Raw genomic sequence first — 17,579 nt, 5'->3', positions numbered from 1 at the left:
TCTCAGTCCTGTTTGGGGGCGGGATTGTCGGATCGGGGGGGGTCGACGTCCGCCGCCTTGCGCGCCCGGCTCTGCGACTTGCGTCGGCGCAGGTTCGCGCGCAATTGCTCAGCCAGCCGTTCCGCACGGGCGGCATCGGCGCGTTTGGTCTCTTCCGATCGGGTATCCTTGCTGCTCATGACCTGTGACATAGTGACGTTCTGCGGATTGGTCCAGATTGGGGTTGCGCACCGGGGTGAATCGGATAAAAGACGCGCCAACGCTGCCGTGGCTCAGGGGTAGAGCACTCCATTGGTAATGGAGAGGTCGTGAGTTCAAATCTCACCGGCAGCACCATTTTTCTCAGATGTGAAATACGATCCGCGCGATCTGATGCTCCGTTGCGATTGCGGACCCCTGATGTTCGGGGGCCCCTCGATCGGCAGGCGAGGCGTTTAGGTGATCCGCCTGTGGGACAGGGCGAACGGTGTCGCAAGGGCGAATGATTCCGGGGGCAGCCATGACTGCCCCCGATAGATCAGGCCCCGGATAGTTCAGGCCCGGACAGGTCAGGCCCGGATCATTCCGCCCATTGCCACGGGCGCGAATAGTTGCCCAGTGCCTGCCTTACGCCGTCATCCGTGACGGAGGCATTGTCTGCCACCAGTTCGGCCACCAGACCACGTTTCTTATCCTCGAACACGCGGGTGACATGCGCCTCGACACCGGCATCGCGCAGGGCCTTGTCAAACACGCGGGTGATGGCGGACGCGCGCAGATCGGGCTTGAAGATCTTGCCCACAGCGGTTTTCGGCAGTTCGGCCATGATTTCGAGGTGTTTCGGAATCGCGGCCCGCTCCCCGATATGTTCCTCGGCATAGGCCATCAGCGCGGACTCGGTGACTGTCGCACCCGCCACAAGCTCCACATAAGCGGCGGGCAATTCGCCGGAATGGGCGTCGGGCTGACCGATTGCGCCCACGAAGGCGACCTCCCTGTGACCCGACAGGGCTTCCTCGATGGTTGCGGGGTCGATGTTGTGACCGCCCCGGATGATCAGGTCCTTCGCCCGGCCGGTGATGAAGACGAAGCCATCCGAATCGATCCGGCCCAGATCACCGGTGCGCAGGAAATCGCCGGCAAACAGCCCGACATTCATCGAGCTGTCCGTGTAGGTGGCCCCGACGACGACGCCCGGATTGGAGATACAGATTTCGCCAACCTCGTCCGTTCCGCATTCCTTGATGATCTCGCCCTTATCGTCGCAGTGCAGGATCTTCGCGTCCGTATAGGGAAACGGAAGTCCGACGGAGCCGATCTTGCGCTCCCCCGTGGCTGGATTGCATGAGATCAGGCAGGTCGCCTCGGTCATGCCGTATCCTTCGAGGATCCGCACGTTCGTGGCCTCCTCGAAGCGTCGGAACAACTCGACCGGCAGCGGTGCGGACCCGCACAACGCATATTTCAGGCTGGAGACATCGGCATCGACCTTGCGCTGCATCAGGGCACCGGCGGCGGTCGGAACCATCACCATGAAGGTCGCCTTGTACCGCTCCACCAGTTTCCAGAAATTGTCGAACACGCCGTCACCGCGATAGCCCTGCGGGGTCGGCATCACCATGTGCGCGCCCGACACCACCGCCGTCATCAGGATGGGATAGGCGGCGAAGACGTGGAACAGCGGCAGCGGTGCCAGCAGGACGTCCTTTTCCGAGAACAGAATCTCGGTCGAGACCCAGCCGTTGTAGATCATGCCGGAATGACGGTGCTGCGCGATCTTGGGCATTCCGGTGGTGCCGCCGGTGTGGAAATAGGCGGCAATCTTGTCGTTCTGCGGTTCCGCGAAATCCAGCGCCTTTGCATTCATCTTCGCGATTTCGGCGTTGAAGTTCAGGACATTCGCGTCGTGCCCGCGCACCGCCTTGGGCCGGATGAGCTTGGCGATCCACGAGACGGGCGGTGACAGGTAGCGGGTCAGATCGACTTCGAGGATGGTCTCGACGTTGGGTGCCTCGGCGCAGGCCAGCGCGGCCAGTTCGGCGACGTCGGATTTGGGCATCGGTGCCAGCGTGACCAGAACCTTCGCATTGGTGTCACGCAGGATGGAGGCGATCTTCTCCGGCTCCATCAGGGGATTGATCGGGTTCACGATCCCCGCCGTGGCCCCGGCCAGCAAGGTGATGACGGCCTCGTTCGCATTGGGCAGCAGATAGGCCACGACATCGTCGTCACCCACCCCCAGACTGCGAAACAGGTTCGCGGCCTGAGTAACCTTGCCCAGTAGCTGCGCCCAGGTGTGGGTTTCCGCCTTGTCCTTGGGACCGGACTTGATCTGAAATGTCGTGGCTGGGCGGTTGCCGTGGGTCTGCGCGGTCTGCGCCAGCTGTTCGTAGACCGTCCTGGCCGTCCAGCGCTTCTCGATCGGCATTGCCTGTTCGATCGCAATCTTGTCGGCAAGAGTCGACATGTTCGTCATGGTCCGTATCCCTCCACTTATTGTACGTGCCGCATTGTCTGCGGTCATCGTTGCTGCGATGCAGAATGCTCAGCAATTACGGTGACACAAGCCAGACGCCGCGTCAAAAGCGCACATCCCTCGCGGCAGGTGCCCCTTTCCGTGAGGCGGCCCTACCGGGAATGCGTTTTGCGCGGAAGTTCGCAAGGCCACGCAGCGGGACCGATTCCGGGTCAGATGTCGTTCAGTCCGTCCGTGAACTGCAAGCGGGCCAGTCGTGCATACAGGCCGTCCTGCGCGATGAGCGTATCGTGCGTTCCGATGGCGGCGATCTGGCCGCCCTCCATCACCACGATCCGGTCTGCCTTCTTCACCGTCGCCAGTCGGTGCGCGATCACCACCGTGGTCCGGCCCTGCGACAGCTCATCCACGGCCTGCTGCACCGCGCGTTCGCTTTGCGCATCGAGTGAGGAGGTCGCCTCATCCAGCAGCAGGACCGGTGCGTCGCGCAGGATCGCGCGGGCGATGGCGATGCGTTGCTTCTGCCCCCCCGACAGCATGACGCCCCGTTCCCCGACATAGGTGTCATACCCGTCGGGCAAGGCCAGCAGGAAGTCGTGGGCGGCGGCGGCGCGCGCCGCGCTCTCAACCTCCGCATCCGTGGCGTCGGGGCGGCTGAAGCGGATGTTCTCACGCGCGGAATCGGCAAAGATCACCGGTTCCTGCGGCACCAGCGCGAAACGGCTGCGCATCTGCGTGCGATCCAGCGTTGCGATGTCCACGCCGTCCATCTCGACCGTTCCGGCATCGGGGTCGTAGAAGCGCAGCAGCAGTTGAAAGATCGTGGTCTTGCCCGCGCCGGAGGGTCCGACGATGGCGACAGTCTCACCCGGTGAGATGTCCAGCGTCACCCCAGACAGGGCGGCGACCGTCGGGCGGGCGGGATAGTGGAACGAGACGTCGCGCAACGCCACCGCGCCGCGGGGGGCAGGCAGCTGCGCAGGATTCTGCGGATCGCGCACGGGATCCTCGGCCTGCAACAATTCGATCAAACGCTCCGTCGCGCCTGCCGCGCGCATCAGCTCCCCCCAGATTTCGGACAGGGCCCCCACCGCGCCGGCCACCAGAATGGCATAGATCAGAAACTGGAACAGCGTGCCCGGCGTCATGGTATCCGCACGCACATCGCGCGCACCCAGCCACAGCACGCCGACAACCCCCGCGAAGACGAGGAAGATCACGATGGCGGTCATGGCCGCACGCACCTTGATCCGGCGCTGCGCGGACGAGAGGGCGGCATCGGTCAACCGTCCGAACGCGGTGCGGCTGGCTGTCTCATGCGTGTAGGCCTGAATGGTCTGCGCCGCCATCAGCGTTTCGCTGGCCTGCGCCGAACTGGCGGCGATCCGATCCTGATTTTCACGCCCCAGTCCGCGCAAGCGACGCCCCAGCAGGACGATGGGCAGGATCACCAGCGGCACCAGAACCAGCACCGCGACCGTCAGCTTGGTCGAGGTGAAGAGCATCATCACCAGCCCCCCCGACAGCGTCAGCACATTGCGCAGCGCCACCGAAACGCTGGAGGATATGACGGAGAGGATCAGCGTCGTGTCGGTGGTCAGGCGGCTCAACACCTCGCCCGTCATCAGACGCTCGTAATAGACCGGCGACATGCCGATGGCGCGATCATAGACCGCCTTGCGAATGTCCGCGACGACACGTTCCCCGATGATCGTGACCAGCATGTAGCGGATCGCCGTGCCGACCGCCAGCAGCGCGGCGATGCCCAAAGCCGCCGCGAAATAGGCGTCCATCCGGCCCAGGTCCTCGGCGAGGAAATTGTCGATCACCCGACGCCCGGCGAGGGGCAGGATCAACGTCAGCGCGGCCGTGAACGTCAGCGCCAGTCCCGCGCCGATGATCCAGACGCGATAGGGGGCGAGGAACGGCGCCAGACCCCGGATCGGGGATAGAGTTTTCGCGCGTGCGCGACCCTCGGTCGTCTCGGCCATTTCGACACTTTCGGTAAGCTGCGTGCTGCGATGTAACAACCAATGCGGGGCACCGCAACCGGCGGCGGGTTCAGTCGAACGGATCGACCGGTGCCCAATCGTCATCGACATCGTCCGGATCGATCGGCACGACCGTCTCGTTGATGTCCTCCTCAGGCTCCGGCACGTGGATGCGCACGAATTGCGCCTGTGGGAAAGCCTGCATCGCGGCCAGGACCAACGGGTGCTCGCGGGCCTTCGCCTCCATCGTATCGGCCAGGGCGGCGTTGGTTTCCGCCAGCGTTTCGGCCCCGCCCTCGGACACCAGCGTCACGGCCCAGCGCACGCCCGTCCACGCATGAAGACGTTGTTGCAGAACCGAGGCCAGTTGCGGCGGTGCATCCTCCGTCGGCTGAAACTCGATCCGGCCAGGGCTGTAGCGGGCGAGGCGAACGTAGCGTTCCACCTGAACCAGCAACTGCATGTCGCGCCGCTTGCGGATCAGGGCGACGACATCCTCGAACTGCGCATAGCGTGCGAGGGGGTTTTCCTCCGCCTCCGCCAATGCCACGGTCTGCGAGACGGAGCGCATGACAGGGGTGCCGCCCAGCGCCGCGCGCGCGGTCATTCCGCCACCGCTGCCGCCCCCGCCGCCACCACCATTGCCAGCGGAGGTCGTTTGCGCCACGCCGCCGCCCGTTGCGCCGCTATTTTGCAGCTTGCGCACCAGATCCTCGGGGCTGGGCAGGTCGGCCACGTGGGTCAGGCGGATGATTGCCATTTCAGCGGCCATCATCGCGTTGGGCGCGGCGGCGACCTCCTCCAGCGCCTTGATCAGCATCTGCCACGCGCGTGACAACGCGCGCATCGGCAGCTTCTCCGCCATGTCCAGGCCGCGCGAGCGTTCGTCCGGCGTGACGGTTGGATCCTCGGCTGCCTCGGGTGAGATCTTTACCACGCTGATCCAATGCGTCACCTCCGCCAGATCGCGCATGACGGCCAGCGGATCGACGCCAGCGGCGTATTGCGAGGACAGTTCCGCCAGCGCGCCCGCCGCGTCGCCCCGCATGATCGTATCGAACAGGTCCAGCACCCTGCCCCGGTCTGCCAGCCCCAGCATCGCGCGCACCTGATCGGCGGTGGTCTGGCCCGCCCCGTGGGCGATCGCCTGATCCAGCAAGGACAGCGCGTCGCGCATCGACCCTTCGGCGGCCCGGGTAATCAGGGCCAGCGCGTCCTCTGCCACTTCGGCGTTTTCCTTGCCCGCGATCTGAGCGAGATAGGCCATGGTCTGCTCTGGCTCCATCCGCCGCAGGTCGAAGCGCTGACATCGACTGAGCACGGTGACAGGCACCTTGCGGATTTCCGTGGTGGCAAAGATGAACTTCACATGCTCGGGCGGCTCCTCCAGCGTCTTGAGCAACGCGTTGAAGGCGGAGGTGCTGAGCATGTGCACCTCATCGATGATATAGACCTTGTATCGGGCCGAAGCAGCGCGGTAGCGCACGGAATCGATGATCTCCCGGATGTCCCCGACCCCGGTGCGCGATGCGGCGTCCATCTCCATCACATCGACATGGCGCCCCTCGGCGATGGCGATGCACGGTTCGCATTTACCGCAGGGTTCGGTCGTGGGGCCACCCTGCCCGTCCGGCCCGATGCAGTTCAGCCCCTTGGCGATGATCCGCGCGGTGGTCGTCTTTCCCGTACCGCGAATGCCCGTCATCAGAAAGGCATGGGCGATGCGGTCCGCCTCGAACGCGTTCTTGAGCGTGCGGACCATGGCGTCCTGCCCGATCAGATCGGCGAAGGTTTCGGGGCGGTATTTCCGCGCGAGGACTTGGTAATTGGAATCGCTCATGGGGCCTCCGGAAACGGTCGCCGCAGCCTAAGGTCCCCGGGGGTGAGGGGCAACATCGGGCGTGCGCTTCGCGCTCAATCCTCGCGGCGGAATGCACCCCGGCACTCAACCGGGGGGAGCAACGCCAAGTATCGCGGCGCAGTCACCTGTCAGCGCGCGCCACCCGGAACTGCGGGAAAGCTACGACGCTGACGACCTCGCCCTTAAGGCGGTTACGCGGGTGCGGTGCGCGATATAGAGCGTGGACGCCACAATCATCGCCGCACCGGCTGCGGTATAGCTGTCGATAACTTCTCCGAACAGAACGTATCCGGCCCCGCCGATCAGGACGAGCCGCAGGTAGGTGATGGGTGCCAGCAGGCCCGCATCGGCATAGCGATAGGCCTGAATATCCCCGACATTCCGCGCGGCACCGCAGACCACCAGAACCGCCAGTCCGATCAACGCGGAGGAGCCGTGCGGCATCTGCCAGACAGGCAACGCGATCGGCACGCTGATGACCAGCGTCACCACCACTGAGGACACGAACGCGGACAGCGCACCGTCCACGCGCGCGATGCGGCGGCTCATCGACAGGGCGATGGCGAACAGCAGGGAGGACCCGAGCGCCGTCAGCATCGCGACCTCCAAGCCGATGAAACCCGGTCGTAAAATGATCAGAGCCCCTGCAAACCCCGCCAAAACCGCGCCCCATCTGCGCGGGCCCACACGTTCCCCCTGAAACACCGCCGCCAGGATCGTCGCGAAAATCGGAGCGGTAAAGAACAGCACTGTCGATGTCGCCAAGGGCAAGTGCACCAGCGTGAAGAATCCCAGATGCGTCGAGAACCCGATCAGCGCCCCCCGGATCAGATGGTCGCGGGGTGAGGTAAAGCGCAGCTTGCGCCAGATCAGCGGCAGAACTGCAAGGATTATCAATGTCGTGACCCCTGCGCGCAAGGTCACGACCATGCGGCTGTCCACATCCGCCGCGACATAGCGCACCGCAACCGACATGGCTGAGGCGGTGACGACGGAAAAGAACATCCACGCCAGTCCGCGTGCATTGTCCGGTTGCTCTCGGGCGGGGTGTGGCAGGGCGCCGCCTGGGGGGGATTGTTGCACGTATCGTCCTCGACTTCGGGCCGGAAGACGCCCTGAAACGGGACTGCGCTGAGGCTGCTTCGCGGCTGTGGTGCGACGCACGATCGTGCGCGCCACCCCGGTCTTACGCCCACATCCCGGTTTGGGGCACGGGCAAAATTGTGCGGTTACAAATTGTGCGGTGCCACCTCAGCGGCCCTGGAACGTCTGCTGCCATTCCTCGCGCTGCTCGTCGGTAATCTTGGCGAACAGGTTTTCAGGCACGCTGAACGCATGCCCCGGCTTGAGCGTGTCGAGCGCCGATGCCATGTCATCGGGCCAGTCGAGGTCGGTGTTCAGCGCCTCTGCCAGCATCGCGGCGGCGTCCGGGATGAACGGAACGGACAGCGCGGCGTAAAGACGGCAGAGGTTCAGCGCGAGGCGGATGATCCCCGCCGCGTGCACCGGATCCTGCTTGAAAACGGCCCAGGGGGCGGTTTCCTGCAAGTATTCGTTGCCCGCGACCCAGATCGCGCGCAGTTCTGCCGTGGCCTTGCGAAACTCCATCGCCTGCATGTGCCCCTCGTAGAGGGTGACGCGGCGGGTCAACTCCTCGATCAAGGCCTGCTCGGTCTCGTCCATCGGGCCGTCGGGGACTTCCTCGCCGAATTTGGAGCGGCAGAACTTGGTCACGCGGGACACGAAATTGCCCAGCACATCGGCCAGATCCTTGTTGCAGCCCGCCTGAAAACTCTCCCACGTGAACTGCGCGTCGGAGGTTTCGGGCACGTTGCTCATCAACCACCAGCGCCAGTAATCCGACGGCAGCACGCCCAGCGCCTGATCCATGAAGACCCCCCGCCCGCGCGAGGTGGAGAATTGCCCGCCCTCGTAGTTGAGGTAGTTGAAGGACTTGATGTAATCGACCAGCTTCCACGGCTCACCCGATCCGATGATCGTGGCGGGAAAGCTGAGGGTGTGGAAGGGCACGTTGTCCTTGCCCATGAATTGAACATAGGTCACGTCGTCGGCGCCCTTGTCCGTGCGCCACCAACGCTCCCAATCGTCGAACTTTTCCGCCGTGGCGGCGATATAGGCGATGGGGGCGTCGAACCAGACGTAGAAAACCTTGCCCGGCAGATCGGGCACCGGCACGCCCCAGTCCAGATCGCGGGTGATGCCGCGATCCTGCAGGCCGTCGCCGTCGTTCAACCACTTCTTGGCAATCGAGGTGGTCAGCAACGGCCAGTCATGCTTGCCCTCGATCCAGTCGGAAAGCTCGGCGCGCAGTTGGCTTTGCTTGAGGTGCAGGTGCGTCGTCTCACGCACCTCCAGATCGGTGGCGCCCGAAATGGTGGATCGCGGATTGATCAGGTCGGTGGGGTCCAGCTGCTTGGTGCAGTTGTCGCACTGGTCACCGCGCGCGGATTCGAAACCGCAATTGGGACAGGTCCCCTCGACATAGCGATCGGGCAGGAAACGGCCGTCTGTGACGGAATAAATCTGATGCTCCACAACCTCGGCAATCAGGCCCTGCTTGGCCAGTTGAGCCGCGAAATGCTGCGTCAATTCGTGGTTCTGCGGACTGGACGAGCGCCCGAAATGGTCGAAAGCCAGACGGAAGCCCCGGGCCAGTTCGGCCTGAACCTCGTGCATCTCGGCGCAATATTCCGCAACCGGCTTGCCTGCCTTTTGCGCGGCCAGCTCCGCCGGGGAGCCGTGCTCGTCCGTGGCGCAGATATGCATCACCTCGTGACCCCGCGCCCGCAGATAGCGGGCGAAAACGTCCGAGGGAAGCTGGCTGCCCACCAGATTGCCCAGATGCTTGATGCCGTTGATATACGGAATGGCGGAAGTGACGAGATAACGGGCCATCGGGTTTCCTCATGTCGGTCGGCGCGACCTCTAGCCCATCGAGGCGCGCTTCGCCAGTGGGCGGAGGAAGGCTATGCGATAATTACCCCGGACAAATACCCTGTCCGGCATGCGCAACCTGCGGCGGGGATATTACGGGGGAGCAAAAGCGTCACAGCCCCAGAACCTGCCGGGCGAAGGGCACGGTTATGCGCCGCTGCACCGCCAGCGCCTGCCGATCCAGTTCGGCCAGCGCCCCGGCAATCGAGGCGAGCGAGCGGTCCAGCCGCAGCGCCAGAAAGGGCGGCAGGCGCGGGTCGAGGTCCAGTTGCCTGTCACTGGCGATCTTGACGATCACCGCGTGGATCAGCGCATCATCCGGCGCGCCCAACGTCGCCAGCCCCGCCGCGTGTAGCCGAGAGGCCAGATCCGCGGTCGCGATGCGCCAGCGCGCAGGCGCGCCCTTGCCCGTGACCAGCAGCTTGCCCCCCGCGCCGGAGAGCATGTTGTGCAAGTGAAACAGCGCGGCCTCCGCCTCACGCGGGGTGGGCAGGTCGGCAATGTGATCGACATCCTCGACTGCGACGGCCCCGATTTCAGCCAGCGCGGGCAGATCGGACTGCGGCAGGTCCACGGCGTCCACCACCACGGCCCCGGCACCGGCTGCCCAGACATGGGCAAGGTGAGTCTTGCCACTGCCACCGGCCCCGGTCAGCGCCAGTTTGCCACCGGGCCAGTCGCGCCAGGCCTCAACCATCGTGAGGGCCGCCGCGTTGGAGGCGGAGACGAAGAACGCCTCACGGTCCAGCGCGGGTCTGTGCGGCAGGTCGAGGGGCAGCTGGCTCATAAATCCTCGTCCCGCCCCTCGGTCCCGCGATACAGGCTGCCCTGAAGGTATTTTTCCAGTCCAAACCGTGCGAGCACCCCCAGGACGGCTGCGACGGGCACCGCGATCAGCAATCCGGTAAAGCCCATCAGCGCGCCGAAGGCCGCCAGCGCGAACATCAGCCAGACCGGATGCAGACCGACGGACCCGCCGACCAGCTTCGGCGTCAGAACGTTCCCCTCGACCGCCTGACCCAGCGCGAAGATAGCGGCCACGGCGGCGATCCACAGCGGCTGATCCCAGAACTGGAACAGGGCCACGCCGATACTGACCATGCCTCCCATGATCGAGCCGATAAAGGGGATGAAACTGATCAGGCCCGCGAACAGGCCGATCACAAGCCCGAATTGCAGGCCGATCAGGGTCAGCGCCACGGCGTAGAAGGTCCCCAGAATCAGGCATACCGTCAACTGCCCCCGCACAAAGCCCGCCAGCACGTCGTCCACCTGCCGGGCGAGCGCGCGGATGCTGCTGCGATGCTCACGCGGCAGCCAGCCGTCGATCTTGGCCACCATGCGATCCCAGTCCATCAGCATGTAGAAGGCCACCACAGGCGCCACGACCAGAAGGAGAACGAAATCCAGCAGCGCGATGCCGGATGCCAGGATCGAGTTGGCGATGTCGGGAATGCGCGCGCGGATCGTTTCCGTCGTGCTGTCGATGGCGTCGCGCACGTCCGAGCCTTCCTCCAGAAAATCGGGGAAACGTTCTTCGAGGAAATTGCGCAACGTCTCGGCATAGCCGGGTGCGGCAGCGATCAGCGATTGGGTCTGGTCGATCACCACCGGGATCAGCAGAACCAGAACGATCATCGCGCCGAGCAGCACGCCGACCGTAATCACCACGGTCGCCCACAAGCGGGAAAATCCAGCCCGCTCCAACCGATCCGCCACGGGGTCCAGGAAATACGCGATGGTCATGCCGACCAGAAACGGCAGCAGCGTATCCCCTATAAACCACAGGAACGCGAAGAAGATCAGGGCGCCGATCCCCCAATAGCGCAGTTGTTGGCCTCGGCTCAGTGCCATCTCGAATGCTCCCGTGGTTCGGGCGCAGGTTTACAGGCCGGAATGCCCGGTGGAAAGGCGGGAGTTCGCCATGCCCGGCAAACCCCCTGCGGGGCGGACGCCGCAGGCCGCGCTGACCCCGGCAATCATTCGATCTGAAGTGTAGCGGCCTAAAGGGTAATCGGGCGCATCACCTCCGGCTCGATCACATTCACATCCGGCAAGGCCTCGCGCAGGACATCCGCCGATTGCTCCAGCAGGCCGAAGGTCTGGTAATGGCACGGGATCACCGTTTCGAAATCGAAGAACGTCTTCGCGGCATAGGCGGCACGCTTCATATCCATGGTGAAGTGCCCCCCGGCGGCCAGAATGCCGATCTGCGGATGGTGCAGCGCCTGAAACACAGCCATGTCCACCATGACGTCCGTATCGCCCGAGAAATAGATCGTCTTGCCCTCGCCCGCGATCATGAAGCCGGCCTCGCCCCCGGCATAGCGCGGCCCATCGGGGGTGGAGATACTGGACGAATGGGTCGCGTTGACCATGGTGATCGCGACATCGCCCAGCTTGACCGTACCCCCCTTGTTGAACCCGATGGTGGAGATGCCTTCCTTCTCCTCCCACCAGCTCATCAAATCGAAGATACCGACGACGGGAATGTCCAGTTCCTTCGCAATGCCCACAACATCCGCCGAATGATCGCCGTGACCGTGGCTGAGCAGGATCGCGGTCGCGCCGGTGATCGCGCGGCCTCTTTCGGCGCTGGCGAAGCTGGGATTGTCGGCGAGCCATGGGTCCACCAGCAGGATTTGATCGCCGATCTCGATACGGAAGCCGGAATGGCCGAGCCAGGTGATTTTCATTTGCGTGTCCTCGTCAGCAAGTCATGGTACGGCACAGCCGGATGGGGAACAACATGGACTGGTCAGCCCAGATCGACAACTACTGCGAGCGCACGGATTTCAGCTTCTGGTCCGAGCCTGCCAATGCCGTGACGAACGCCGCGTTTCTGATCGCGGCGGTCGTGGTGTGGCGCATGGTGCGGGATCGGGCGGATCCCGGTGCGCGGTTGCTGCTGGTCATACTGGCGACAATCGGTGTCGGATCGTTCATGTTCCATACATTCGCCACGCGCTGGGCCAGTGCGGCGGATGTGTTTCCGATCCTGCTGTTCATACTGGTATATCTGTGGCTGGCGACGGTGCGCATGCTGGACCTCCCCCGGTGGGCCGGGTTCGTCGCGGTGGCGCTGTTCCTTCCCTTTTCGGCCGTGATCGCAAGCGGCATCGCGGCCGTGACTGGCGGGCTGAACGGGTCCGAGGGCTACATCCCCACCGCGCTGCTGATCGCGGGCTATGGCTTGTGGCTGCTGCCGGGCAAGCCCCGGACCGGGCGCGGCCTGCTGATCGGCGCGGCGGTGCTGGCGGTTTCGTTGATCGTGCGGTCGCTGGACCCGGCGATCTGCGCGGTGGTGCCATTGGGGGTGCATTGGCTGTGGCATGTCCTGAACGGCATCATGCTGGGCTGGATGATCCTGGTCCTGGATCGGCATGACCGGTCGCAGCCCTGTTGAATCGCAGCCTCGTCGAGAAGACTTCGCGCCGAGGCATCTTGCCGATCCTTGCGCGAAAGCCGATATTGGGGGGATGAGCCTTCCACCCTCCTTTTTCGACGAACTGCGCGCGCGCACGTCCCTTGCCGCCGTTGCCGCGCGCAAGGTCACGTGGGACAGCCGCAAGTCGAATCCGGGCAAGGGCGACATGTGGGCCGCCTGCCCGTTCCATCAGGAAAAGAGCGCCTCGTTCCACGTCGATGACCGCAAGGGTTTCTACTATTGCTTCGGTTGCCATGCGAAGGGTGACGCCATCGGTTTCGTCAAGGAAACCGAGAATGTCAGCTTCATGGAAGCGGTCGAGATCCTCGCCCGTGAGGCCGGAATGCAGATGCCCGCCCGCGATCCGAAGGCCGTCGCCAGGGCGCAGGAACGCGCCGGACTCAGCGACATCGTCGAAATGGCGGTAAAGTTCTATCGCGGGCAGCTTTCCGGTGCGAAGGCCGCCGCCGCACGCGATTACATCGCCCGTCGCGGCCTGAGCAAGCAGACCGTCGAGCGGTTCGAGATCGGCTATGCCCCCGCGGGCCGCACCGTTCTGTTCGAACATCTGCGCGGCAAGGGGATCGACGCGAAGGACATCGTCGCCTCGGGCGTGGCGGCCCAGCCCGACAGCGGTGATCCCTATGACCGGTTCCGCGACCGCATCGTCTTTCCCATACGCGACGCGCGGGGCCGCGCGATCAGCCTTGGCGGGCGCGCGATGGACCCGAACGCCCGGGCCAAATACCTCAACGGACCGGAGACGGAGCTGTTCGACAAGGGGCGCGCGCTCTACAATCACGGCCCCGCGCGTGAGGCTGCGGGCAAGACGCAATCGCTGGTGGTGGCCGAGGGCTACATGGATGTGATCGCGCTGGCGCAAGCTGGAATTGGCCACGCGGTCGCCCCCCTCGGCACCGCGATCACGCAGGGGCAACTGGCGCTGATGTGGCGGATCGCGGATGAGCCGGTCATCGCATTGGACGGGGACAAGGCCGGCATCCGCGCCGCGCAGCGCCTGATCGACGTGGCGCTGCCGATGCTGCAACCGGGCAAGAGCCTGCGGTTCTGCATGATGCCTGCCGGTCAGGACCCCGACGACCTGATCCGCGAAAGCGGCGCATCCGCAATGCACGCTTTGCTCGACGGGGCCCGCCCTATGGTCGAATTGCTGTGGGAGCGGGAGACGGAGGGCCGCGTCTTTGACAGCCCCGAGCGGCGCGCGGCACTGGACGCGGACCTGCGCAAGTTGCTGCAAATGATCGAGGATCCGTCGATCCGCAATCATTACGCCGCCGCCCTGCGCGAAAAACGGCAGGCCCTGTTCGGCGGCAATCGGAATCGGCGCGGCGGGTTTGGAAAGGGCGTGCCCTGGCGGCCCAAGGGTGCGCCCGAACCGGCCAGCGCCGGGGCTCGTGCCTCGTTCCTGGCGCGTGAGGCGCACGCGCTGGACGATCACGTGCGCCTGCGCGAAAGCGCGATCATCGCGGGATGCCTGAACCATCCCGACATAGCGCTGAAGCTGGAGGCATCGCTGGAACGATTGCCAATGGCCTGTGCCGATCTTATCACAGTGCGCGACGTGCTCTTGTTTCATTTGACCAGCCCCCTACATCACGATGCCAGTGCGGCTGTAGAAGCGACGATGGCGCAAATCGGCTATGACGCACGGGAACGGCTGAATACGCTGGGCAACGTCCGGGTCGCGCGACATCTGGCCCCCGAGGCCGACGCAACGGTCGCACAGGCCGCGATTCTGGAGGAGATGGCCAAGCTGACCGCCGAGATGGGCATCCGCGATGAGGTGCGCGACGCAGAGGAGGATCTGCATGGTGTTGCCGACGAGGGTGTCACCTGGCGGCTGCAACAGGCCAGCCTTGCACGGGACCGGGCGTTGCGCGGTCACAGGGACGAAGACGCCGAAACCGGCGGTGAACAGGAATTGTCAGACCATCTTTCGCGTTTAATCGCGGAGCAGGTCTGGATAAAGAAACGCTAAAGCAGCACGGGCCGAATCAGTATCGATTCAGTATCGTGCAGGATATTTCGCTGATTCGGCCCTGATTCGGGTATGGAACGGCACGGTTTGACGGAGTGCATCATGGCTGCAAACGACCTCGAACAACGCAAGGACGAGGATCAGGAGAGCGGATCGAGCTCCATTCTGGACATGAGCCAGGCCGGCGTGAAAAAGATGATCACGACGGCCAAGGCGCGTGGATACATCACTTACGACGAGCTTAACACGGTGATGCCCCCCGATCAGGTCTCGTCCGAGCAGATCGAGGACGTGATGGCGATGCTGTCCGAAATGGGCATCAATGTCATCGAGCCGGAGGAAGCCGAGGAAGAGGACGCCAAGGCCCCCAGCGACGCCGAAGCCTCCACCAGCCGCGAAATCGCCACCACCACGGCCAGCAACGAAACACTGGATCGCACCGACGATCCGGTGCGGATGTACCTGCGTGAGATGGGATCCGTCGAACTGCTGAGCCGCGAGGGCGAGATCGCGATCGCCAAGCGGATCGAGGCGGGCCGCAACACGATGATCCTGGGCCTGTGCGAAAGCCCCCTGACCTTCCAGGCCATCACGATCTGGCGTGAGGAGCTGATGGAAGAGGCCATCATGCTGCGCGACGTCATCGACCTGGAGACCACTTTCGGCGAAACGCTGGAGGAGGAGGAAGAGGGCGAGGTCACGACCCCGACCGATTCCACAGATGATGCATCCGAGGAGGAGAAAACCGAAACCACGGATGAGGACGACGAGGAAGAGGACGAACAGGCCAACCTGTCGCTGGCCGCGATGGAGGCTCAGCTGAAGCCGCAAGTCCTCGAAACGCTTGACCGGATCGCGAGTGACTACACCCGTCTGGCCGCCATGCAGGACGACCGCATGTCCGCCGCGCTGAACCAGGCCAGCACGTTTTCCACCTCACAGGAACTGGACTATCAGCGCCTGCGCTCCGAAATCGTCGAGATGGTGAACTCGCTTCACCTGCACAACAACCGGATCGAGGCCCTTGTGGACCAGATCTACGGCATCAACCGCAAGATCATGTCGCTGGACGGCGACATGGTGAAGTTGTCGGACCTGTCGCGGATCAACCGCAAGGATTTCATCGCTGAATATCGCGGTGCCGAGCTGGAACCCGGCTGGCTGGACCGTGTGGGTGAGAACAAGGGCCGTGGCTGGTCCACCCTCGCCTCCGTCCACCGTGAAAAGGTCGAGAACGTCCGCGCTGAAATGGGAGAGGTCGGCACCTATATCGGCGTCGATATTCCCGAATTTCGCCGCATCGTTCAGCAGGTTCAGAAGGGTGAGAAAGAAGCCCGTCAGGCCAAGAAGGAAATGGTCGAGGCCAACCTGCGGCTGGTGATCTCCATCGCCAAGAAATACACGAACCGGGGCCTGCAATTCCTCGACCTGATCCAGGAAGGCAATATCGGCCTGATGAAGGCCGTGGACAAATTCGAGTATCGCCGCGGCTACAAGTTCTCGACCTATGCGACCTGGTGGATCCGGCAGGCAATCACCCGCTCGATTGCCGATCAGGCCCGCACGATCCGTATCCCGGTTCATATGATCGAGACGATCAACAAGCTGGTCCGCACCGGCCGTCAGATGCTGCACGAAATCGGTCGGGAGCCGACGCCCGAGGAATTGGCGGAAAAGCTGCAAATGCCGCTCGAAAAGGTCCGCAAGGTCCAGAAGATCGCCAAGGAGCCGATCTCGCTCGAAACTCCGATCGGGGACGAGGAGGATTCGCAGCTCGGCGACTTCATCGAGGACAAGAACGCGATGTTGCCGTTGGAGGCCGCCATTCAGGGCAACCTGAAGGAAACGACGACGCGGGTTCTGGCATCACTGACCCCGCGTGAGGAGCGTGTGCTGAGAATGCGTTTCGGCATTGGCATGAACACCGATCACACGTTGGAGGAGGTCGGGCAGCAGTTCAGCGTGACCCGCGAACGCATCCGCCAGATCGAGGCGAAGGCCCTGCGCAAGCTGAAGCATCCGTCGCGCAGCCGCAAATTGCGTTCTTTCCTCGATCAGTAACTTTTTCGGGGCGGGGGCCAGATGCCCCTGCCCCGTTTCAGGCTGATGGATGCGTCACTTTTGCCGTAAATGGCTGACGTTCTGCGCACAGCTTTCGACCCGCCGATTTCTTGCAAAGCCAGATCAATCGGTGGGGGTCAGGAATATCTCGTTCACGTTGACATGCGCAGGCTGGTCGAGCGCGTAGACAACAGCATTCGCGACATCCTGCGACTGCAACTTGTCCGGTTTGCCCTCATCGAAGAACGGCGTATCGACCATCCCCGGCGCGATGACCGTGCAGCGACCGCCCCATTCCTTCATTTCCGCCGCCAGATTGCCGCCATAGCCATGGACGAACCATTTCGACGCGCCGTAGACCGATCCGGCGATATGGCGCCGCCCGGCGGCCGAGCCCGTCATGACCATATGGCCCTGGGTCCGCTTGAGGTGCGGCATGGCCGCCTTCGCCGTCCACAGAACCCCCAGCACGTTGATATGGATCATTTGGTGCCACTCATCCGTATCGCCGTTCTCGGTGCCGGCTGAGGAAAGACCCGTGCCTGCATTCGCATATGCGGCATCGAGCTTTCCGAAATGTCGCACGGTCCGCCCGATGGCCTCGACCTGCTGTTCGTACTCGGTCGCATCGCCGGGCAGCGCCAGCACGCTCGCGCCGAATTCGCTGGCCATCTCCGCCAGCTTGTCCTCACTGCGCGCCATCATGCCGACGGACCAGCCGGCATCGACCGCGGCCCGAACCGTTGCCGCGCCGATCCCGCTGGATGCACCTGTCAGAAAAAGAACCCTGTCACTCATGCCGATCTCTCCGTTTTAATGTTGTGAACCAA

At 63.9% G+C, this 17,579-nt stretch carries 13 protein-coding genes and 1 tRNA gene; 4 read left to right on the top strand and 10 right to left on the bottom strand.

The genetic code is table 11. From position 1 onward, the window contains the following. Positions 1-2: 2 nt before the first annotated feature. A complete protein-coding gene (locus tag H1S03_RS00665) occupies positions 3-179 on the bottom strand; it encodes a hypothetical protein (protein ID WP_185802709.1) in 177 nt (58 codons plus the stop codon). 82 nt (positions 180-261) lie between these two features. Between H1S03_RS00665 and H1S03_RS00660 the strand changes: the two genes are divergently transcribed. Beyond that, a tRNA-Thr gene (locus H1S03_RS00660) sits at positions 262-336 on the top strand. A gap of 223 nt (positions 337-559) precedes the next feature. Here H1S03_RS00660 and H1S03_RS00655 read toward each other — a convergent pair. The 8 genes from H1S03_RS00655 to H1S03_RS00620 all read right to left on the bottom strand — a co-directional run bounded on the left by H1S03_RS00655 (position 560) and on the right by H1S03_RS00620 (position 11,958). Next, complete coding sequence (locus tag H1S03_RS00655) at positions 560-2,455, bottom strand: acyl-CoA synthetase (RefSeq protein ID WP_249777757.1); 1,896 nt, start codon at positions 2,453-2,455, stop codon at positions 560-562. 212 nt (positions 2,456-2,667) lie between these two features. Continuing rightward, positions 2,668-4,446: an ABC transporter transmembrane domain-containing protein gene (locus H1S03_RS00650; RefSeq protein WP_185803050.1), complete on the bottom strand. Its 1,779-nt coding sequence runs from the start codon at positions 4,444-4,446 to the stop codon at positions 2,668-2,670. A gap of 70 nt (positions 4,447-4,516) precedes the next feature. Next, positions 4,517-6,286, bottom strand: a complete 1,770-nt coding sequence (locus H1S03_RS00645; RefSeq protein WP_185802707.1) for a DNA polymerase III subunit gamma/tau — start codon at positions 6,284-6,286, stop codon at positions 4,517-4,519. A 180-nt stretch (positions 6,287-6,466) separates the two neighbouring features. After that, positions 6,467-7,390: a DMT family transporter gene (locus H1S03_RS00640; RefSeq protein WP_166192882.1), complete on the bottom strand. Its 924-nt coding sequence runs from the start codon at positions 7,388-7,390 to the stop codon at positions 6,467-6,469. 168 nt (positions 7,391-7,558) lie between these two features. Continuing rightward, positions 7,559-9,223: a methionine--tRNA ligase gene (gene metG / locus H1S03_RS00635; RefSeq protein WP_185802706.1), complete on the bottom strand. Its 1,665-nt coding sequence runs from the start codon at positions 9,221-9,223 to the stop codon at positions 7,559-7,561. 151 nt (positions 9,224-9,374) lie between these two features. Next, positions 9,375-10,049 carry an HdaA/DnaA family protein gene (locus tag H1S03_RS00630; RefSeq protein WP_185802705.1) on the bottom strand — a complete coding sequence of 225 codons (675 nt, stop codon included), beginning with the start codon at positions 10,047-10,049 and terminating at the stop codon, positions 9,375-9,377. Further along, a complete protein-coding gene (locus H1S03_RS00625; RefSeq protein ID WP_166192890.1) occupies positions 10,046-11,116 on the bottom strand; it encodes an AI-2E family transporter in 1,071 nt (356 codons plus the stop codon). The genes H1S03_RS00630 and H1S03_RS00625 overlap by 4 nt, the downstream gene beginning before the upstream one ends. 149 nt (positions 11,117-11,265) lie before the next feature. Further along, positions 11,266-11,958, bottom strand: coding sequence for a metal-dependent hydrolase (locus tag H1S03_RS00620; RefSeq protein WP_185802704.1), 693 nt, complete (start codon positions 11,956-11,958; stop codon positions 11,266-11,268). A 53-nt stretch (positions 11,959-12,011) separates the two neighbouring features. Between H1S03_RS00620 and H1S03_RS00615 the strand changes: the two genes are divergently transcribed. The 3 genes from H1S03_RS00615 (at position 12,012) to rpoD (ending at position 16,749) form a co-directional block, all read left to right on the top strand. Then, a complete protein-coding gene (locus H1S03_RS00615; RefSeq protein ID WP_185802703.1) occupies positions 12,012-12,668 on the top strand; it encodes a ceramidase domain-containing protein in 657 nt (218 codons plus the stop codon). A gap of 73 nt (positions 12,669-12,741) precedes the next feature. After that, positions 12,742-14,688 carry a DNA primase gene (gene dnaG / locus H1S03_RS00610; RefSeq protein WP_185802702.1) on the top strand — a complete coding sequence of 649 codons (1,947 nt, stop codon included), beginning with the start codon at positions 12,742-12,744 and terminating at the stop codon, positions 14,686-14,688. 102 nt (positions 14,689-14,790) lie between these two features. Beyond that, positions 14,791-16,749: an RNA polymerase sigma factor RpoD gene (rpoD, locus tag H1S03_RS00605; protein WP_185802701.1), complete on the top strand. Its 1,959-nt coding sequence runs from the start codon at positions 14,791-14,793 to the stop codon at positions 16,747-16,749. A 123-nt stretch (positions 16,750-16,872) separates the two neighbouring features. Here the strand turns inward: rpoD and H1S03_RS00600 are convergent, their stop codons facing one another. Continuing rightward, complete coding sequence (locus H1S03_RS00600; RefSeq protein ID WP_185802700.1) at positions 16,873-17,547, bottom strand: SDR family oxidoreductase; 675 nt, start codon at positions 17,545-17,547, stop codon at positions 16,873-16,875. Positions 17,548-17,579 lie beyond the last annotated feature (32 nt).

The organism is Pontivivens nitratireducens (assembly GCF_014235845.1).
GTDB classification, from domain to species: Bacteria; Pseudomonadota; Alphaproteobacteria; order Rhodobacterales; family Rhodobacteraceae; genus Pontivivens; species Pontivivens nitratireducens.
This window is presented reverse-complemented; position numbering and strand designations above follow the sequence as displayed.